The 19720-nt window shown below is 68.9% G+C and carries 14 protein-coding genes; 11 read left to right on the top strand and 3 right to left on the bottom strand.

The window, feature by feature from the left end; all coding sequences use genetic code 11:
* Positions 1 to 20: 20 nt before the first annotated feature.
* Both ACFC0G_RS11600 and ACFC0G_RS11595 read right to left on the bottom strand, forming a co-directional pair.
* The gene (locus ACFC0G_RS11600) at positions 21 to 1550 is read right to left on the bottom strand and encodes a helix-turn-helix domain-containing protein (protein ID WP_376400914.1); all 1530 of its coding nucleotides are present in this window, start codon (positions 1548 to 1550) and stop codon (positions 21 to 23) included.
* 51 nt (positions 1551 to 1601) lie between these two features.
* On the bottom strand, positions 1602 to 1958 hold the full coding sequence (locus ACFC0G_RS11595) for a VOC family protein (protein ID WP_376400912.1): 357 nt from the start codon (positions 1956 to 1958) through the stop codon (positions 1602 to 1604).
* 117 nt (positions 1959 to 2075) lie between these two features.
* Here ACFC0G_RS11595 and ACFC0G_RS11590 point away from each other — a divergent pair, with 117 nt between their 5' ends.
* Together ACFC0G_RS11590 and acnA are read left to right on the top strand one after the other, a co-directional pair.
* A complete protein-coding gene (locus ACFC0G_RS11590; RefSeq protein WP_376400909.1) occupies positions 2076 to 2936 on the top strand; it encodes a maleylpyruvate isomerase N-terminal domain-containing protein in 861 nt (286 codons plus the stop codon).
* 221 nt (positions 2937 to 3157) lie between these two features.
* Positions 3158 to 5875: an aconitate hydratase AcnA gene (acnA, locus tag ACFC0G_RS11585; protein ID WP_376400906.1), complete on the top strand. Its 2718-nt coding sequence runs from the start codon at positions 3158 to 3160 to the stop codon at positions 5873 to 5875.
* A gap of 92 nt (positions 5876 to 5967) precedes the next feature.
* Here the strand turns inward: acnA and ACFC0G_RS11580 are convergent, their stop codons facing one another.
* Positions 5968 to 6885 (bottom strand): FG-GAP repeat domain-containing protein, encoded by a 918-nt coding sequence (locus ACFC0G_RS11580; protein WP_376400903.1) that lies wholly within the window; start codon positions 6883 to 6885, stop codon positions 5968 to 5970.
* Between the two features lie 536 nt (positions 6886 to 7421).
* Between ACFC0G_RS11580 and ngcE the strand changes: the two genes are divergently transcribed.
* The 9 genes from ngcE to ACFC0G_RS11535 all read left to right on the top strand — a co-directional run bounded on the left by ngcE (position 7422) and on the right by ACFC0G_RS11535 (position 19698).
* On the top strand, positions 7422 to 8870 hold the full coding sequence (gene ngcE, locus ACFC0G_RS11575; RefSeq protein WP_376400900.1) for an N-acetylglucosamine/diacetylchitobiose ABC transporter substrate-binding protein: 1449 nt from the start codon (positions 7422 to 7424) through the stop codon (positions 8868 to 8870).
* A gap of 101 nt (positions 8871 to 8971) precedes the next feature.
* Positions 8972 to 9901 (top strand): carbohydrate ABC transporter permease, encoded by a 930-nt coding sequence (locus ACFC0G_RS11570; protein WP_376400898.1) that lies wholly within the window; start codon positions 8972 to 8974, stop codon positions 9899 to 9901.
* The gene (locus ACFC0G_RS11565; RefSeq protein ID WP_376400895.1) at positions 9901 to 10839 is read left to right on the top strand and encodes a carbohydrate ABC transporter permease; all 939 of its coding nucleotides are present in this window, start codon (positions 9901 to 9903) and stop codon (positions 10837 to 10839) included. The genes ACFC0G_RS11570 and ACFC0G_RS11565 overlap by 1 nt, the downstream gene beginning before the upstream one ends.
* 179 nt (positions 10840 to 11018) lie before the next feature.
* Positions 11019 to 12230 carry an ROK family protein gene (locus ACFC0G_RS11560; protein ID WP_376400892.1) on the top strand — a complete coding sequence of 404 codons (1212 nt, stop codon included), beginning with the start codon at positions 11019 to 11021 and terminating at the stop codon, positions 12228 to 12230.
* Positions 12231 to 12351: 121 nt separating this feature from the next.
* Complete coding sequence (locus tag ACFC0G_RS11555) at positions 12352 to 13416, top strand: sugar ABC transporter substrate-binding protein (RefSeq protein ID WP_376400889.1); 1065 nt, start codon at positions 12352 to 12354, stop codon at positions 13414 to 13416.
* Between the two features lie 323 nt (positions 13417 to 13739).
* A complete protein-coding gene (locus ACFC0G_RS11550; RefSeq protein ID WP_078626871.1) occupies positions 13740 to 14528 on the top strand; it encodes an ATP-binding cassette domain-containing protein in 789 nt (262 codons plus the stop codon).
* Positions 14525 to 15844 carry a sugar ABC transporter permease gene (locus ACFC0G_RS11545; RefSeq protein ID WP_376400886.1) on the top strand — a complete coding sequence of 440 codons (1320 nt, stop codon included), beginning with the start codon at positions 14525 to 14527 and terminating at the stop codon, positions 15842 to 15844. The genes ACFC0G_RS11550 and ACFC0G_RS11545 overlap by 4 nt, the downstream gene beginning before the upstream one ends.
* 260 nt (positions 15845 to 16104) lie before the next feature.
* Positions 16105 to 18063: a 1-deoxy-D-xylulose-5-phosphate synthase gene (gene dxs, locus ACFC0G_RS11540; protein WP_376400883.1), complete on the top strand. Its 1959-nt coding sequence runs from the start codon at positions 16105 to 16107 to the stop codon at positions 18061 to 18063.
* Between the two features lie 120 nt (positions 18064 to 18183).
* A complete protein-coding gene (locus ACFC0G_RS11535; protein ID WP_376400880.1) occupies positions 18184 to 19698 on the top strand; it encodes an amino acid permease in 1515 nt (504 codons plus the stop codon).
* The last annotated feature ends 22 nt before the right edge of the window (positions 19699 to 19720 follow it).

Genomic DNA, 19720 nt, shown 5'->3' with positions numbered 1-19720 from the left:
ACCCTTCGCGCAGAGGATCCCTAAATGTCCCGGAAGATCTCGATCTGCGCGCCGACCGAGTTGAGGCGCTCCGCCAGCTCCTCGTAACCGCGGTTGATGACGTACACGTTCCGCAGGACCGACGTGCCCTCGGCCGCCATCATCGCCAGGAGGACGACGACCGCGGGCCGCAGGGCCGGCGGGCACATCATCTCGGCGGCGCGCCAGCGGGTGGGGCCCTCGACCAGGACGCGGTGGGGGTCGAGGAGCTGGAGGCGGCCGCCGAGGCGGTTGAGGTCGGTGAGGTAGATGGCGCGGTTGTCGTAGACCCAGTCGTGGATGAGGGTCTTGCCCTGCGCCGTGGCCGCGATGGCCGCGAAGAAGGGGACGTTGTCGATGTTCAGGCCCGGGAAGGGCATCGGGTGGATCTTGTCGATCGGCGCCTCCAGCTTGGAGGGGCGGACCGTCAGGTCGACGAGGCGGGTGCGGCCGTTGTCGGCGGCGTACTCGGCCGAGCGGTCGTGGTCGAGGCCCATCTCCTCCAGGACCGCGAGTTCGATCTCCATGAACTCGATCGGGACCCGGCGGATCGTCAGCTCCGACTCGGTGACGACGGCCGCCGCGAGCAGGCTCATCGCCTCGACCGGGTCCTCGGAGGGGGAGTAGTCGACGTCGACGTCGATCTGCGGCACGCCGTGCACGGTCAGGGTGGTGGTGCCGATGCCGTCGACGCGGACGCCCAGCGCCTCCAGGAAGAAGCACAGGTCCTGGACCATGTAGTTGGAGGAGGCGTTGCGGATGACCGTGACGCCGTCGTGGCGGGCCGCGGCGAGGAGCGCGTTCTCGGTCACCGTGTCGCCGCGCTCGGTCAGGACGATCGGGCGGTCGGGGGAGACCGAGCGTTCGACCTGGGCGTGGTAGATCCCCTCGGTGGCCGTGATGTCCAGGCCGAAGCGGCGCAGCGCGATCATGTGCGGCTCGATCGTGCGCGTACCGAGGTCGCAGCCGCCGGCGTACGGCAGCTTGAAGCGGTCCATGCGGTGCAGCAGCGGGCCGAGGAACATGATGATCGAGCGGGTGCGGATCGCGGCCTCGGCGTCGATGGACTCCATGTCCAGCTCGGCGGGCGGCACGATCTCCAGGTCCACCCCGTCGTTGATCCAGCGGGTGCGCACTCCGATGGAGTTGAGGACCTCCAGGAGCCGGAAGACCTCCTCGATGCGGGCGACCCGGCGCAGGACCGTGCGGCCCTTGTTGAGGAGCGACGCGCAGAGCAGCGCGACACAGGCGTTCTTGCTCGTCTTGACGTCGATGGCTCCGGAGAGCCGGCGGCGCCCGACGACGCGGAGGTGCATGGGACCCGCGTAACCCAGGGCCACGATCTCGCTGTCGAGGGCCTCGCCGATCCGGGCGATCATCTCAAGGCTGATGTTCTGGTTGCCGCGCTCGATCCGGTTGACGGCGCTCTGGCTCGTGGCCAGCGCCTCGGCAAGCTGCGTCTGTGTCCAGCCACGGTGCTGACGGGCGTCACGGATGAGCTTGCCGATGCGTACGAGGTAGTCGTCTGCCATGGCGTCACGTTATCTCAGATATGAGATGACGATCTCCATTGGGGTGGGCCGTCAGGGTGACAGGGTGTGCGCGGTCGGGTGACGCGGTTCGTACAGGGCGAGTTCGGTGCCGCTCGGCAGCCGGACGGCCGCGAGCAGGCCCCAGGGCTGCTCGGTGATGGGTCGTGAGATCGTGGCGCCCCGCTCGTCCAGGGTCGTCAGGGTGCGGGTGAGGTCGTCGCACATGAGGTAGACCTCGTGCTTCGGCTCGCCCTCCGTGGGGTGCACGGCGATCTCGGCGGGCGGCAGCTTGAAGATGAGCCAGCCCCGGCCGGCGTCCACGTGGTCGAAGCCGAGGACGTCCTTGAGGAACGCGCGGTCGGCCTCCGCGTCCCGGGTGTAGAGAATCACGTGCGCGCCGCTGAACATGGTTCGATCCTCGACCCGTCGGACGCCCCCGGCCATCCGTGCGCGGCCATCGGTGTCTATCGCTGCGGCACTACTCGGCGGTAACGTGCGGGCCCGTCCACCGCTTGGGGGAGTCGCATGGGCACCGTCACGGCATTCGATCCGGTCACCGAGCACCGGAGGACCCGCGCCGCGCTGGCCGCCGCGATCCCGCGACTCGTGGGGCTGCTGGGCGACGTTCCCGACTTGGAGGCGCCCTCCGGCGTCCCGGTGTGGACCGTGGGCGACGTCGGCGCGCACCTCGCCTCCGTGTATCTCGCGTACGGCTCCGTCGTCTCCGCCGACGGGTCCGTGGAGTGGGGTGACGTCCTGCCGCCCGGCGACCTGCCCTTCGTCGAGCGGATCACGGCCATGAACGCCACCTCCGTCGGCCTCCTCGACGACGAAGGGCGCGCCCGGCTCGGCGACCTCCTCGCCGAACGGGGCGAGAGGTTCCTGCGGACCACCGAGGGCCTCGCCCCTGACACCCCCGTCACCGCTCCCTGGTACGGGTCGGAGCCGACGCTCACGGTGGCGGTCGTGACCGGCCTGATGCTCAGCGAGACCCTCGTGCACGGCCTGGACATCGCGCGCGGCGCGCGGCTCCCGTGGCCGATCGGCCCGGACGAGGCGAGCCTGGTGATCGGGCAGTCGATGCCCACGATGATGAGCCTGGCCCTGGACGCGGCGAAGGCGCAGGGCGTCCGCATCGCGTTCGACCTGGTCGTCAAGGGCGGTCCGAGGCTGGCGATCGTCGTCGACGACGGGACGATGACGGTGACCCGCGACGCCCCGCCCCGCGCGTACGACTGCCGGATCACGGTGACGCCGGCCGCGTTCCTGCTGGTCTCCTTCCGGCGCACGCCGATCTGGAAGGCGATCGTCCAGGGCCGCATGCGAGCCGGCGGCCGCAGACCGTGGCTCGCCACCCGCCTCGGCGAGCTGGTCGCCACCCCCTGACCGGGGGGTGACGCGCGCCACCGCGGATTCACGGGGCGGCCGGGCATGACCGAGCGGCGGGGATGCACTAGAGTTATCTCGACATCGAGATAACTGCTTACGGCGCACCGTGGCCGCCCGCCCGGTAAGGGTTACCTAACTCAGCCTTACCTTAGCGGATCGGCGAGGGGTCGTGGCGGCAGCATGACGGTAGTACGCGCACATTGATGAAGGAGACTGTCGTGTCGGCGAACAGCTTCGACGCCCGCAGCACGCTGCGCGTGGGCGACGAGTCGTACGAGATCTTCAAGCTGGACAAGGTCGAGGGCTCCGCGCGCCTCCCTTACAGCCTGAAGGTCCTCCTGGAGAACCTGCTCCGCACCGAGGACGGCGCGAACATCACCGCCGATCACATCCGTGCCCTCGGCGGCTGGGACTCGCAGGCTCAGCCGAGCCAGGAGATCCAGTTCACGCCCGCGCGCGTGATCATGCAGGACTTCACCGGTGTGCCCTGCGTCGTCGACCTCGCCACCATGCGCGAGGCCGTCAAGGAGCTCGGCGGCGACCCGGCGAAGGTCAACCCGCTCTCCCCGGCCGAGCTGGTCATCGACCACTCGGTCATCGCCGACAAGTTCGGCACCGCGGACGCCTTCGGCCAGAACGTCGAGCTGGAGTACGGCCGCAACAAGGAGCGCTACCAGTTCCTGCGCTGGGGCCAGACCGCCTTCGACGACTTCAAGGTCGTCCCCCCGGGCACCGGCATCGTCCACCAGGTGAACATCGAGCACCTGGCCCGTACGGTCATGGTCCGCAACGGCCAGGCGTACCCCGACACCCTCGTCGGCACCGACTCCCACACCACCATGGTCAACGGCCTCGGTGTGCTCGGCTGGGGCGTCGGCGGCATCGAGGCCGAGGCCGCGATGCTCGGCCAGCCGGTCTCCATGCTCATCCCGCGCGTCGTCGGCTTCAAGCTGACCGGCGAGCTCCCGGCCGGCACCACCGCCACCGACCTGGTCCTCACGATCACCGAGATGCTGCGCAAGCACGGCGTCGTCGGCAAGTTCGTCGAGTTCTACGGTGAGGGCGTCGCCGCGACCTCCCTCGCGAACCGCGCCACCATCGGCAACATGTCGCCGGAGTTCGGCTCCACCGCCGCGATCTTCCCGATCGACGACGAGACCCTGAAGTACCTGCGCCTGACCGGCCGCGACGCCCAGCAGGTCGCGCTCGTCGAGGCGTACGCCAAGGAGCAGGGCCTCTGGCTCGACCCGGCCGCCGAGCCCGACTTCTCCGAGAAGCTGGAGCTCGATCTCTCCACGGTCGTCCCCTCCATCGCCGGCCCGAAGCGCCCGCAGGACCGCATCGTCCTCGCGAACGCCGCCCAGCAGTTCGCGCTCGACGTGCGCAACTACGTCGACGAGGCGGACGAGGCGGGCAAGGAGTCCTTCCCGGCCTCCGACGCCCCGGCGAACCACCCGAACGGCGCCCCGTCGAAGCCCGTCCTCGTGACGGCCCCCGACGGCTCGACGTACGAGATCGACCACGGCGCCGTCACCGTCGCCGCGATCACCTCCTGCACCAACACGTCGAACCCGTACGTGATGGTCGCCGCCGCGCTCGTCGCGAAGAAGGCCGTGGAGAAGGGCCTGACCCGCAAGCCGTGGGTCAAGACCACCCTCGCCCCGGGCTCGAAGGTCGTCACCGACTACTTCGACAAGGCGGGCCTGACCCCGTACCTCGACAAGGTCGGCTTCAACCTCGTCGGCTACGGCTGCACCACCTGCATCGGCAACTCCGGCCCGCTGCCGGAGGAGGTCTCCAAGGCCGTCAACGAGCACGACCTGGCCGTGACCTCGGTGCTCTCGGGCAACCGTAACTTCGAGGGTCGCATCAACCCCGACGTCAAGATGAACTACCTGGCCTCGCCGCCGCTGGTCGTCGCGTACGCCCTCGCCGGCTCGATGAAGGTCGACGTCACCAAGGACGCCCTCGGCATCGACCAGGACGGCAAGCCCGTCTACCTGGCCGACATCTGGCCGACGGAGGCCGAGGTCAACGACGTCGTCGCCAACGCCATCGGCGAGGACATGTTCAACAAGTCCTACAAGGATGTCTTCGCGGGCGACGCCCAGTGGCAGGCGCTGCCGATCCCGACCGGCAACACCTTCGAGTGGGACACCGAGTCCACCTACGTCCGCAAGCCCCCGTACTTCGAGGGCATGACGATGGAGACCACCCCGGTCACCGACATCGTCGGCGCGCGCGTCCTGGCCAAGCTGGGCGACTCGGTCACCACCGACCACATCTCCCCGGCCGGCGCCATCAAGGCCGACACCCCGGCCGGCAAGTACCTCACCGAGCACGGTGTGGAGCGTCGTGACTTCAACTCCTACGGCTCGCGCCGAGGCAACCACGAGGTCATGATCCGCGGCACGTTCGCCAACATCCGCCTGCGCAACCAGATCGCGCCGGGCACCGAGGGCGGCTTCACCCGCGACTTCACCCAGGCGGACGCGCCGGTGTCGTTCATCTACGACGCCTCGCGCAACTACATCGAGCAGGGCACCCCGCTCGCGATCCTGGCGGGCAAGGAGTACGGCTCCGGCTCGTCCCGCGACTGGGCCGCCAAGGGCACCGCGCTCCTGGGCGTCAAGGCCGTCATCGCCGAGTCGTACGAGCGCATCCACCGCTCGAACCTCATCGGCATGGGCGTCCTGCCGCTCCAGTTCCCGGAGGGCGCGAACGCCGAGTCCCTCGGCCTGACCGGCGAGGAGGCCTTCTCCTTCACCGGCGTCGAGGAGCTCAACAACGGCACCACGCCGCGCACGGTCAAGGTCACCACCGACACCGGTGTCGAGTTCGACGCGGTCGTCCGCATCGACACCCCCGGCGAGGCGGACTACTACCGCAACGGCGGCATCATGCAGTACGTGCTCCGCAACCTGATCCGTGGCTGACCCCCGCTGATCCGGTAGCAAGCGGAAAGGGCCCCGCTCCTCGGAAGAGGAGCGGGGCCCTTTCGCTCGTTCACCCGGAGGCGGACGAAGGATCAGAACATGAGGCGGAAGCCGTTCCAGCCGGCCGTGCCGATCTTTACCTTGGTGTGGAACGGGGAGGACGCGTTACCCGTGCCCTTGTACAGCCACAGCGCACCCGAACCGTCACGGGCGGTGAGGTCCGCGATGCCGTCGTAGTTGATGTCGCCGACGGAGAGCAGGTTGTTGAAGCCGCCCCAGCCGGCGCCGATGCGGGTGCGGGTGGTGAAGGGCGCCTTGTAGTTGCCGGTGCCCTTGTACAGCCACAGCACGCCCGAACCGTCACGCGCGACGATGTCGGCCTTGCCGTCGTTGGTCAGGTCACCCTTGCCGGTGATCTGGTTGTAGGCGTTCCAACCGGTGCCGACCTTGTAGCGCGGGGTGAGCTTGCCGGTGCCGTAGCCCAGGTAGTGCCAGAGCACGCCCGAGGTGTCCCGCGCGAACAGGTCGTCGGCGGCGCCGCCGCCGGTGTTGCTCGCCGAGAACACCTTGGTGTAGCTGCCCCAGCCGCCGCCGATGTCGGTCGGGTTGGCGTCGAACCGCATGTGGGCGAGACGGCCGTTCTCGACGAACCAGAGGGCGTCCGAGCGACCGTCGGCGTTGTGGTCCGCCTGCGTGATGAACTTGCTGTACTGCCAGCCGCTGCCGCTGCTCACGGAGGCCTTCAGGCCGCCGGTGCCGTTGAGGTCGTAGCGGTAGAGCGCGCCGCTGCTGACGGCGCCGTAGAGGGAGTTCCTCGGCGTCACCGCGGCCGTGGCGGCGAGCGCGCCGGCGCGCGGCGCCGACTCCACGACGCCGGTCGCGGAGCGGTCGGGCTGCGGCGCGTCCGCCGCGACCGCGGAGGTCGTCGTGCCCACCAGGGCGGCCGTGATCGCCGCGACCGTGACACGGGCCAGAACGCCCGTACGGTTCAGGCCAGAAGATTTGGCCACGTAATACTCCAGATGCGTAGGTAACAGGCAGGTTCGCCGTGCCTCCGTCGCGAGGACGGGCGTCGGCGAGACCTCTATGATCTCGCCCCTCCTTACGGAATCTTCACCGGGCGACGGGTCTGTGACACAACTGTTTCGGTCACGGACGTATGTCCCCCTTTGCCCCCGCAACGCACCACTCGGCACGGTTCGGTCCAGCCAATCGTGCGGCAAGGCCCCCAATATGTGGAGGTCTGATGTGCTGTCAAGGGTGTTACAGGGCCAATGGTTGGACGAAACGCCGCAGATTCGGCGCGCTTATCCCGGAGGTCTCAACTCGGGAAAGATGGTTGCTGAAACCTGCTTTCGATCTTGCTCCGGTGAAGGGAAGTGGACTATACCTGTCGGCGTCCAGCCCGTCGGAAAGCTCCGGCGAGGCCCGACGCGTGCACGACCCGGCTGCAAATGACCGCGGTGGCGGGGCCCTTCGCCTGAGGCGAGTGAGTACGGGCGACCGGTACACCGCCTGAGTCCTGAATGAAGGCGAGGACTTGAGCATGGGATCCACCTCCGCACACACCAATGAGGGCGGCCTCGGCCGTCGCGATCTGATCAAGCGTTCCGCGGCGATCGGTCTGATCTCGGTGCCGACGATGGGCTTCCTCTCCGCCTGCGCGAGCAGTGACGCCAGTGGCAACGGAAAGGTCGAGAAGGGCCAGAAGTCCGAAAAGAACCCGCTCGGGGTGAACGAGTCGGCAGGGCTTGATTTCGTCCTCTTCGACGGTGGTTTCGGGCAGGACTACGCCAAGGACGCCATCAAGATCTACGAGACGAATTATCCCAAGGCGAAGGTCAAGTTCACCCCGACCCAGAAGATCACCACCACGCTGCAGCCGCGCTTCAACGGTGGCACCCCGCCGGACCTCATCGACAACTCCGGCGCCGAGCAGATGGACATGGGTGTCCTCGTCGGCCAGAAGCAGCTGATGGACCTCACCCCGCTGCTCGACTCGCCCTCCGTCGACGACCCGAAGAAGACGGTCCGCGACACCCTGCGTCCCGGCATCGTCGAGATGGGCCAGTTCGACGGCGACCCGGTGTGGATCATGTACTACGCCTACACGGTCTACGGCGTCTGGTACTCGCAGAAGCTGCTCGACTCCCTCGACGCCAAGTACCCCGAGACCTGGGACGAGATGCTGGCCGTCTGCGAGAAGGCCAAGAAGAAGGGCATCGCCGGCTGGACGTACGCGGGCAAGCACCCGTACTACGTCCCGTTCTCGCTGTACCCGATGATCGCCAAGGTCGGCGGCCGCGAGGTCCTGGACGCCATCGACAACCTGGAGCCGAAGGCCTGGGAGCACCCCGCGGTCAAGGCGTGTTTCGAGGCGTACTACGAGCTCGTCAGGAAGGGGTACGTCCTCAAGGGCACCCCCGGCCTCGACCACATCCAGTCGCAGACCGCCTGGACCGAGGGCAAGGCGCTGTTCATCCCGAACGGCTCCTGGGTCGAGAACGAGGCGGCGAAGACCATGCCGGCCGACTTCAACCTGGCCGTCTCCGGCCCGACCGGCCTGGACGCCTCCGACAAGTTGCCGTTCGGCACGATCTGGGCGTCCGGCGGCGAGCCCTTCATCGTCCCCGCGAAGGCGAAGAACGCCGAGGGCGGCATGGAGCAGCTGCGCATCATGCTCAGCGAGGCCTCCTCCAAGAACTTCACGCAGTCCGTGAAGTCGCTGACCGCCCTCAACGGCGGCACTGACGGCATCGAGCTGACCCCGGGCCTCAAGTCCGGCGTCGCCGCCCTGGACAAGGCCGGCCAGAACGTCGTCAACCCCCGTCTGCAGGACTGGTACGTCGCGCTGCAGAAGGAGAAGATCGGTGTCGCCGGTATCGGCGAGCTGATGGCCGGCCGCGCCACCCCGGCCGAGACGATCAAGAAGATCCAGAAGTTCGCCGACGAGGCGGCCCAGGACTCCTCGATCAAGCACTACAAGCACCAGTGAGCAGTGCCGGGGCCCCTTCCCGCCGACCGGGAGCGGGCCCCGGCCCCCTAGCGCGTGGCAGCAGCGGCGCGCCTCCGCGGGAAGATCGGGGTCGGTAGGAAATGCAACACGGCAAGTACCGTTTCATCGTGGGGTTCCTGGCGGCCCCCCTCGCGCTCTACGCGCTGTTCGTCATCTGGCCGTTCATCCAGTCCATCTACTACTCGTTCACGGACTGGACCGGGCTGAGTCCCGAATTCGGGATGGTCGGGTTCGACAACTACAGCAGAATGCTGGACGACGAGGTCTTCTGGAAATCGCTCCAGCACAGTCTGACCTTCGCGGTGGTACTGCCGCTGGTGACCGTCGGCCTCGCGCTGTTCTTCGCCTTCATGCTCAATGTCGGCGGTCGGCGCCGCAGGGGAGCGGCCATCGCGGGCGTGCGCGGATCGTCGTTCTATAAGATCGTCTATTTCTTCCCGCAGGTGCTGTCGATCGCGATCGTCGCGCTGCTCTTCCAGTTCGCCTACAACCCGAACAGCGGAGCGATCAATTCCGTACTGAAGGGTGTCGGTCTCGACAGTATTCAGCCGGACTGGCTCGGCGACCCGGACCTCGCCCTCATCTGCGTGATGGTGGTTCTCGTCTGGTCCACGGTCGGATTCTTCGTGGTCCTGTTCTCGGCCGGCATGGCGTCGATCCCGCGGGACTTCTACGAGGCGGCCCTCCTCGACGGAGCGAACCGCTTCACCACCTTCTTCAAGATCACCCTGCCGCTGCTCTGGGACACCGTGCAGTCCGGGTGGATCTACATGGGCATCCTGGCGCTCGGCGCGGAGTCCTTCGCCGTCGTCCAGATCATGACCGTAGGCCCCAACGGCGGCGGGCCGGACTACTCCACCATCGTCCTTCCGCTGTACGTGTACCAGAAGGCGTTCCGGGACGGTCAGGCCGCCTACGCAACGACCATCGGTGTCGCGCTCCTCGTCGTCACGCTGGCCTTCGCGGCCGTCGTGATGAAGCTGGGCCGACGCGAGCGGCTGGAGTTCTGATGAAGACGACCGACACTGCCGTCACCGGCGTCGAGACCCCCGGCTCCCCGTCGGGCTCCGGTCCCGTGCTCACCAAGACGCCGCCGGCCGCCCCGCGCAAGACCGCCAAGGCCGAGGGCGCGGCCCTCAACGTCTTCTCGCACGGCATGCTCATCCTCTGGGCGATCATGGTCGTCATGCCGCTGCTCTGGGCGGTCATGACCTCCTTCAAGACCGACAGGGCGATCTTCACCTCGCCGTGGGCGCTGCCCGACAAGCTGCACTTCGAGAACTGGTCGCGCGCCTGGACCGAAGCGCACATGAGCGACTACTTCCTGAACACCATCCTGGTGGTCGGCGGCTCGCTCTTCGGCACGCTGCTCCTCGGCTCGATGGCTGCCTACGTGCTGGCCCGCTTCGACTTCCCGGGCAGCCGCTTCATCTACTTCCTCTTCATCGGAGGGATGAGCTTCCCGATCATCCTGGCGCTGGTGCCGCTGTTCTACGTGATGCAGAACATGGCCCTGCTCAACACCCTGCACGGCCTGATCCTCGTCTACATCGCGTACTCGCTGCCGTTCACCGTCTTCTTCCTCACCGCCTTCTTCCGCACCCTGCCGACCTCGGTGGCGGAAGCGGCCTTCGTGGACGGCGCCTCGCACACCCGGACCTTCTTCCAGGTGATGCTGCCGATGGCCAAGCCCGGTCTGATCAGCGTCGGCATCTTCAACTTCCTCGGCCAGTGGAACCAGTACCTGCTGCCGACGGTGCTCAACACCGAGCCGGAGAAGAAGGTGCTCTCGCAGGGTCTGGTCCAGCTCGCCGTCAGCCAGGGCTACAAGGGCGACTGGTCCGGCCTCTTCGCCGGTCTGGTGATGGCCATGCTGCCGGTCCTCGCCGCGTACATCATCTTCCAGCGGCAGGTGGTGGCCGGTCTGACCGCCGGCGCCGTGAAGTGATCCCCGGGCCTCTCCGGCCCTCTCCGACACCCCCGAAGGGCCCCCGGCGCCGCTGCGCCGGGGGCCCTTCGTGTGCCGTGACACCCGACGCCCCTCGCTCAAGGTCTTGACGGGGGGCAAGGCGAAAGCGTCCCCTTAGGGTTCACATGTTGGAGAAATCGGTGGGAGTGAGTGAGTCGATGGAGACTCCGGGGTCGCAGACATCTCTGCACAGGGCCAATCTCGAACGGGTCGTCCGGGCGGTGCGGATGGCCGGCTCGCTCACCCAGGCGGAGATCGCTCGGGCGACGGGCCTGTCCGCCGCCACGGTCTCCAACATCGTGCGGGAGCTGAAGGACGGCGGGACGGTCGACGTCACCCCGACCTCCGCGGGCGGCCGCAGGGCCCGCAGCGTCTCGCTCTCCGGGGACGCGGGCATCGTCATCGGCGTCGACTTCGGCCACACCCACCTGCGGGTCGCCGTCGGCAACCTCGCCCATCAGGTGCTGGCGGAGGAGGCCGAGCCGCTCGACGTGGACGCCTCCGCCGCCGAGGGCTTCGACCGGGCGGAGCAGCTGGTCACCCGGCTGATCGAGGCCACCGGGATCGGCCGCGACAAGGTCATCGGCGTCGGTCTCGGCGTACCGGGCCCCATCGACGTCTCCTCCGGCCTGCTCGGCTCGACCTCGATCCTGCCGGGCTGGAGCGGCATCAACCCGGCCGAGGAGCTCTCCCGCCGCCTCGGCGTCCCCGTGCACGTCGACAACGACGCCAACCTGGGCGCGCTCGGCGAGCTGGTCTGGGGGAGCGGGCGGGGCGTCAAGGACCTCGCGTACATCAAGGTGGCCAGCGGCGTCGGTGCCGGTCTCGTCATCGACGGGCGGGTCTACCGCGGCCCCGGCGGCACCGCCGGCGAGATCGGGCACATCACCCTCGACGAGTCGGGACCGGTCTGCCGCTGCGGCAACCGCGGCTGCCTGGAGACCTTCACCGCCGCCCGCTACGTCCTGCCGCTCCTCCAGCCCAGCCACGGCCCGGACCTGACCATGGAACGGGTCGTCCAGCTGGCCAGGGCGGGCGACCCCGGCTGCCGCCGGGTGATCGCCGACGTCGGCCGGCACATCGGCAGCGGCATCGCCAACCTCTGCAACCTCCTCAACCCCAGCCGCGTGGTGCTCGGCGGCGACCTCGCGGAGGCCGGCGAGCTGGTGCTCGCGCCCATCAGGGACTCCGTCTCGCGGTACGCGATCCCCAGCGCCGCCCGGCAGCTCTCGCTGGCCCAGGGGGCGCTCGGCGGGCGTGCGGAGGTGCTGGGCGCCCTCGCCCTCGTCCTGAGCGAGATGGGCGATTCGACCCTGTTGGAGAGCCCGCTGCCCGCGGCCGCCCCGACCTCCACGCCTGCCTTCACTTAGATAACGAAAGGCACCGTTGTCATCTCGTTAAGAATTTACTTCTTGACGACGGTGTTGCGGCCGAGTTGACTTCGTGCATCCTCGGCCGCAACGTCGCGGCCTCGTCAGGGAGGCAACCCCAATGAACGCAGTGACGCGTCGCGCCGTCATAGCCACGGCCGCGGTCTCGATGGCCCTCTCGCTCGCCGCCTGTGGCCAGGCCGGTGGCGGAGACAGCGAAGACAAGGGCAGCTCGACCAAGATCGGTCTGCTCCTTCCCGAGAACAAGACCTCGCGCTACGAGGCCCTGGACAAGCCCCAGTTCGAGAAGGCCGTCAAGGCCGCCTGCTCCGACTGCGAGATCGTGTACAACAACGCGGTCTCCGACATCGTCAAGCAGAAGCAGCAGTTCGACCAGCTGATCGCCGACGGCGTCAAGGTCATCGCCCTCGACCCGGTGGACTCGGCCAAGGCCGCGGGCTGGCTCAAGGACGCGAAGGCCAAGGGCGTCAAGGTCGTCGCGTACGACCGTGCCATCCCGGGTGCCGACGCCTACGTCAGCCACGACAACAACAAGGTCGGCGAGCTCCAGGGCCAGGCGCTCCTCGCCGCCCTCGGCTCCAAGGCCGCCACCGCCAACGTCGTGATGATCAACGGTGACGAGAAGGACCCGAACGCCGCGCTGTTCAAGAAGGGCGCCCACACCGCGCTCGACGGCAAGGTCGGCAAGGTCGCCTACGAGGCGTCCGGCGAGTGGGACCCGAAGGTCGCCGGCGAGAAGATGTCCGCCGCGATCTCCTCGGTCGGCAAGGACAAGATCGGCGCCGTCTACTCCGCCAACGACGGCATGGCCGGAGGCATCATCACCTCCCTCGAGAACGCCGGCGTCAAGAACGTCCCGGTCGGCGGCCAGGACGCCGAGGTCGCGGGCATCCAGCGCATCGTCGCCGGCTCGCAGACCTTCACGATCTACAAGTCGCCGCTCCAGCTGGCCCCCGAGGCCGCCAAGTTCGCGGTGAACCTGCTCAAGGGCAAGGAGCTCGGCGCGCAGGGCGCGACCGACGGCGTGCCCTCCACGCTCTTCCCCCCGGTCGTGGTCGACAAGGCCAACATCCAGTCCACGGTGATCGCCGACGGCATCTACAAGGCCGCCGACATCTGCACCGCGGACCTCGCCGCCAAGTGCACCGAGCTGGGCATCAAGTAACCCTCCGGGCCTCGTCCTGAGCCCGGCCGGGCCCTCACGGGCCCGGCTCCCCGGCGACGGACCCCCGTGCGTCGCGTACGACCGCCCCGTCCCCGCCTCCCCGCCCGTGCGACCGGCCCCTCGGCCGGCCGCCACGTGCAAGAGGTGAAGGAGCGCGCGGCGGATACGCACCACGAACGGGTTCCGTCCCCACCCACGCCGTCCGGTTCCCGGCCGACCCAGACCCCGCTGTCGGTCCGGGAGCCGGACGTGCAAGCCCCCCTCAGATTTCGGCGCCGCCCGGGCGGCGCGCCATGCCCGCCGCCGCACCGGTGGCGAAGGAGTTGGTTCACGTGTCCCAGACGCCCGTGTTGGCGTTGCGCGGGATCTTCAAGCGGTTCGGAGCGGTTCAGGTCCTCTCCGGTGTCGATCTCGAAGTCCACGCAGGAGAGGTCGTCGCGCTCGTCGGCGACAACGGAGCGGGCAAGTCGACGCTCGTCAAGACGATCGCCGGCGTGCACCCCATCGACGAGGGCGTCATCGAGTGGGAGGGCGAGCCGGTCGAGATCAACCGCCCGCACGACTCCCAGAACCTCGGTGTCGCGACCGTCTACCAGGACCTCGCGCTCTGCGACAACCTCGACGTCGTCGCCAACCTGTTCCTCGGCCGGGAGATCAAGAAGGGCGGCGTCCTCGACGAGGTCGCCATGGAGAAGCGGGCGAAGGACCTCCTCTCGACCCTCTCCATCCGCATCCCCAGCGTCCGCATCCCCGTCGCCGCCCTCTCCGGCGGTCAGCGGCAGGTCGTCGCCATCGCGCGCGCCCTCGTCGGCAACCCCAAGATCGTGATCCTGGACGAGCCGACCGCCGCCCTCGGCGTCGAGCAGACCGCACAGGTCCTCGACCTGGTCGAGCGGCTGCGCGAGCAGGGCCTCGGCGTCATCCTCATCAGCCACAACATGGCCGACGTGAAGGCCGTCGCCGACACCGTCGCGGTGCTGCGCCTGGGCCGGAACAACGGCACCTTCCCGGTGGCCACCACCACGCACGAAGAGATCATCGCCGCGATCACGGGAGCCACGGACAACGCCGTGACCCGCCGCCAGGCGCGCAACGCGGAGGTAGCGAAGTGAGCAAGACCCCGCAGACCCCGCAGCCCGCTCAGGCCGCGAGCGACCAGGCGGCCGTGCCGGACCCCCGGACGGGCGAGCAGGCCCCGGCCGCCGCCGCGATCCCCGCCGTCGACCCCCGCCTCCTCGTCCGCCAGCAGGGCCTCAAGGGCTACGTCGACGAGTTCAAGCGCAAGATCCGCTCCGGCGAGATCGGCTCGCTGCCGGTCGTCGTCGGCCTCATCGTCATCGGCATCGTCTTCCAGGCCCTCACCGGCAACTTCATCACCTCGTACAACCTCGACCAGATCACGCTGTACGCGGTCGGCCCCGGCATCATGGCCGTCGGCATCGTCTTCGTCCTGCTGCTCGGCGAGATCGACCTCGCCGTCGGCTCCGTGGCGGGCCTCGCCGGCGCGGTCTGGGGCGTCCTCGGCACGGACATGCCGGACGGGCTCGCGATCGTCCTCGGCATCCTCTCCGGCACCCTGATCGGCGCCTTCCACGGTCTGATCTTCGCCAAGATCGGCGTGCCCGCCTTCGTCGTCACCCTCGCCGGCTTCCTCGGCTGGGCCGGCCTGCAGACCTGGGTGATGGGCGACCGGTCCACCATCCCCACGCCGATCGGCAGCTTCGTCGGCGACCTCACGAAGTACTACTTCTCCGACGTCGCCGCCGCCTACGGCCTCGCCGTGGTCGTCGTCGCCGCCTTCTACCTCGCCCAGCTGCGCGACTCGCGCCGCCGCAAGGCCGCCGAGCTCCCGCACCGCCCGCAGAGCGAGATCATCCTGCGCACCGCCGTCCTGGCGGTCCTGGTCCTCGTCGCCGCGTACGGCTTCAACCAGGAGCAGGGCCTCCCGCTCTCCCTGGTGATCTTCCTGGTGATCCTGCTGGTCACCGACTTCGTCCTGCGCCGCACCACGTACGGCCGGCAGGTCTTCGCGGTCGGCGGCGGCATCGAGGCGGCGCGCCGCGCCGGCATCAACGTCTCGTGGATCCGGATCTCGGTCTTCATGATCTCCGGCACCATGGGCGCGATCGGCGGCCTCTTCCTCGCCTCCGCCACCGGCGGCGCCGACCGCTCCCTCGGCGGCGGCAACCAGCTCATGATGTGCATCGCCGCGGCGGTCATCGGCGGCACGTCCCTCTTCGGCGGACGCGGCAAGGTCTGGTCGGCGCTCCTGGGCATCCTGGTCATCCAGTCGATCGTCCAGGGCCTCAACCAGATGAACCTGTCCTCGAACGCGATCCAGTACATGATCACCGGAGCGGTCCTGCTCATCGCCGTGATCATCGACTCGGTCTCCCGCAAGACGCAGAAGACGGCCGGCCGCGCGTAGGGTCGCCCCGCGCGTAACGCTCGCCACACCGCCCGGCGCCGCGAAACCGGCGCCGGGCACTGCTGCGTCCGGAGCAGTGCACCGCCCGTACAGATCCACGCACAGAGCCGTACAGATCCACGCACAGAGCCGTACAGATCAGCGGACCGTCCGCCATGAGGGTGACGCCTCACCCCCTGGCCCGATGCCCGCGATCCAAGACGGAACATTAGACTCGACAAATCGGCAAGCTCGACCAGCTCAAACGCAAGGAGGCACGGGTGGCTCTGCTGACCCGTATCAGGGGACCGCGAGATCTGGACCGGCTTTCCCCGGAACAGCTGGACCAGCTGGCCGACGAGATCAGGACGTTCCTCGTGGACGCCGTCTCCAAGACCGGCGGGCACCTCGGCCCCAACCTCGGTGTGGTCGAGCTGACCATCGCCCTGCACCGGGTGTTCGACTCCCCGAAGGACAAGGTCCTCTGGGACACCGGACACCAGAGCTACGTCCACAAGCTGCTCACCGGCCGCCAGGACTTCTCCAAGCTCAAGATGAAGGGCGGCCTCTCCGGCTACCCCTCGCAGGCGGAGTCCGAGCACGACGTGATCGAGAACTCGCACGCCTCGACCGTCCTCGGCTGGGCCGACGGCCTCGCCAAGGCCAACGAGGTCCTGAAGAAGGACGACCACGTCGTCGCCGTCATCGGCGACGGAGCCCTCACGGGCGGCATGGCCTGGGAGGCGCTGAACAACATCGCCGCCGCCAAGGACCGCCCGCTCGTCATCGTCGTCAACGACAACGAGCGCTCCTACGCCCCGACCATCGGCGGCCTCGCCAACCACCTGGCGACCCTGCGCACCACCGACGGCTACGAGCGCTTCCTCGCCCGCGGCAAGGACATCCTGGAGCGCACCCCGGTCGTCGGGAAGCCGCTCTACGAGACCCTGCACGGCGCCAAGAAGGGCCTCAAGGACTTCATCGCCCCGCAGGGCATGTTCGAGGACCTCGGCCTCAAGTACGTCGGCCCCATCGACGGCCACGACATCGAGGCCCTGGAGTCCGCGCTGACCCGCGCCAAGCGCTTCGGCGGCCCGGTCATCGTCCACTGCCTCACCGAGAAGGGCCGCGGCTACCAGCCGGCCCTCCAGGACGAGGCCGACCGCTTCCACGCCGTCGGCAAGATCCACCCCGACACCGGTCTGCCCATCGCCTCCTCGGGCGCCGACTGGACGGGCGTCTTCGCCCAGGAGATGGTCGAGCTCGGCAAGGAGCGCGCGGACATCGTCGCGATCACCGCGGCCATGCTCCAGCCCGTCGGCCTCGACAAGTTCGCCAAGGCCTTCCCCGAGCGGGTCTTCGACGTCGGCATCGCCGAACAGCACGCCGCCGTCTCCGCGGCCGGCCTCGCCACCGGCGGACTCCACCCGGTCTTCGCCGTCTACGCGACCTTCCTCAACCGCGCCTTCGACCAGGTCCTCATGGACGTCGCGCTGCACAAGTGCGGCGTCACCTTCGTCCTGGACCGGGCCGGCGTCACCGGCACCGACGGCGCCTCCCACAACGGCATGTGGGACATGTCGATCCTCCAGGTCGTACCCGGCCTGCGGCTCGCCGCACCGCGCGACGCCGACCAGGTCCGCGCCCAGCTGCGCGAGGCCGTCGAGGTCACCGACGCCCCGACCGTCGTCCGCTTCTCCAAGGGCGCCGTCGGCCCCGCCGTACCGGCCCTGCGCCGCGTCGGCGGCATGGACGTGCTCCGCGAGCCCGGCTCCGACCGGCCGGACGTCCTCCTGGTCTCCGTGGGCGCCCTCGCGCCCATGTGCCTGGAGATCGCCGACCTCCTCGACCGGCAGGGCATCTCCACCACCGTCGTCGACCCCCGTTGGGTCAAGCCCGTCGACGAGGCCCTCGCCCCGCTCGCCGAGCGCCACCGCGTCGTCGTCACCGTCGAGGACAACAGCCGTGTCGGCGGCGTCGGCTCGGCCGTCGCCCAGGCGCTGCGCGACGCCGGAGTGGACGTGCCGCTGCGTGACTTCGGCATCCCGCCGCGCTTCCTCGACCACGCCTCGCGCGGCGAGGTCATGGCCGAGATCGGGCTGACCGCCCCGGACATCGCCCGTCAGGTCACCGGTCTGGTCTCGCGTCTGGACGGCCTCCCCCGAGCTCTCGACTCCGCTCGAGCAGGGGGGACCCCCACCGACACCAGCGCGAAGGCCGTGGAGCCCGCGCGCGACTGACGAACGACGTCACCCCGCGTCACCTTTGGGCCGGTCGGATCACTCTTCGGAGTGCCGACCGGCCCTTCCGCGTGCATTCTGACCCTAAAGCGGGCAGTTCCCTGGCATGGAGGTACGACGGTGAGTACGGACCAGCAGCCACGGGCGAACTCCGGAATCTTCCGGACCAAATCGGTCGAGCAGTCGATCCGCGACACGGAGGAGCCCGAGCACGCGCTCCGGAAATCCCTGTCGGCATGGGATCTGACCGTCTTCGGCGTCGGCGTCATCATCGGCACCGGCATCTTCGTCCTCACCGGCAAGGTCGCCAAGGAGAACGCGGGACCGGCCACGGCCCTCGCCTTCGTGGCGGCCGGCATCGTGTGCGCCCTCGCCGCCCTCTGCTACGCCGAGTTCGCCTCGACGGTGCCGGTGGCGGGATCGGCGTACACCTTCGCGTACGCCTCGATCGGCGAGCTGCCCGCCTGGATCATCGGCTGGGACCTCGTCCTGGAGTTCGCCCTCGGTACGGCGGTGGTCGCCGTCGGCTGGTCGGGGTACGTCCGCTCGCTGATGGACAACATCGGCTGGCACCTGCCGGCCTCGCTCGAAGGCCCGGACGTGGCGGGCGGAACCTTCGACATCCTGGCGTTCCTGCTGGTCCTGGTGCTGACCGTGGTCCTCGTCCTGGGCATGAAGCTCTCCGCCCGGATCACCGCGGTCGTCGTGGCCATCAAGGTCACCGTGGTGATGATCGTGATCATCGCCGGCCTGTTCTTCATCGTCGGCGACAACTACAAGCCGTTCATCCCGCCGGCCGTCACCCCGGAGGGCGGCGGCTCCAACTGGGACTCCCCGCTCCTCACGGTCCTCTTCGGCTACGAGCCGACCAACTTCGGCGTGATGGGCATCTTCACCGCCGCCTCGGTCGTCTTCTTCGCCTTCATCGGCTTCGACGTGGTCGCCACCGCCGCCGAGGAGACCAAGCTGCCGCAGCGGGACATGCCCCGGGGCATCCTCGGCTCCCTCCTCATCTGCACCGTGCTGTACGTGGCCGTGGCCCTCGTCGTCACCGGCATGCAGCACTACACCGAGCTGTCGGTGAGCGCCCCGCTCGCCGACGCCTTCAAAGCCGCCGGGCATCCCTTCTACGCCGGCGTGATCAGCTTCGGCGCCGCCGTCGGCCTCACCACGGTCTGTCTGATCCTGCTCCTCGGCCAGACCCGCGTCTTCTTCGCGATGAGCCGCGACGGCCTGCTGCCGCGCTTCTTCTCGGTCACGCACCCGAAGTTCCGGACCCCGTACCGCCCGACGATCCTGCTCGGTGTGATCATCTCCATCGTCGCCGGCTTCACCAGCATCAACGAGCTCGCGACCCTGGTGAACATCGGCACGCTCTTCGCCTTCGTCGTCGTCGCCGTCGGCGTCATGGTGCTCCGCCGCACCCGCCCCGACCTGCCGCGCTCCTTCCGCACCCCCTGGGTGCCGGTGCTGCCGATCATCTCCATCGCCGCCTCGTTCTGGCTGATGCTCAACCTGCCGGGCGAGACCTGGTTCCGCTTCGCGGTGTGGATGGTGATCGGCATCGTCGTGTACTTCCTGTACGGGCGCAAGCACAGCCGGTTGGGTCAGCAGGGCCGGGAAGCGCGGTACTGAGCGGGCAAGGCACCGGGCGGGC

The sequence above is a fragment of the Streptomyces sp. NPDC056169 genome (assembly GCF_042268445.1).
Lineage (GTDB): Bacteria > Actinomycetota > Actinomycetes > Streptomycetales > Streptomycetaceae > Streptomyces.
Note: the sequence above shows the minus strand (reverse complement) of the source record. Positions and strands in the feature narration are given on the sequence as shown.

Bases quoted from the DNA above. Each gene is read 5' to 3' on its own strand.
- ACFC0G_RS11600 (WP_376400914.1), bottom strand. From the start codon at position 1,550: ATGGCAGACGACTACCTCGTACGCATCGGCAAGCTCATCCGTGACGCC.
- ACFC0G_RS11595 (WP_376400912.1), bottom strand. From the start codon at position 1,958: ATGTTCAGCGGCGCGCACGTGATTCTCTACACCCGGGACGCGGAGGCC.
- ACFC0G_RS11590 (WP_376400909.1), top strand. From the start codon at position 2,076: ATGGGCACCGTCACGGCATTCGATCCGGTCACCGAGCACCGGAGGACC.
- ngcE (WP_376400900.1), top strand. From the start codon at position 7,422: ATGGGATCCACCTCCGCACACACCAATGAGGGCGGCCTCGGCCGTCGC.
- ACFC0G_RS11570 (WP_376400898.1), top strand. From the start codon at position 8,972: ATGCAACACGGCAAGTACCGTTTCATCGTGGGGTTCCTGGCGGCCCCC.
- ACFC0G_RS11565 (WP_376400895.1), top strand. From the start codon at position 9,901: ATGAAGACGACCGACACTGCCGTCACCGGCGTCGAGACCCCCGGCTCC.
- ACFC0G_RS11560 (WP_376400892.1), top strand. From the start codon at position 11,019: ATGGAGACTCCGGGGTCGCAGACATCTCTGCACAGGGCCAATCTCGAA.
- ACFC0G_RS11555 (WP_376400889.1), top strand. From the start codon at position 12,352: ATGAACGCAGTGACGCGTCGCGCCGTCATAGCCACGGCCGCGGTCTCG.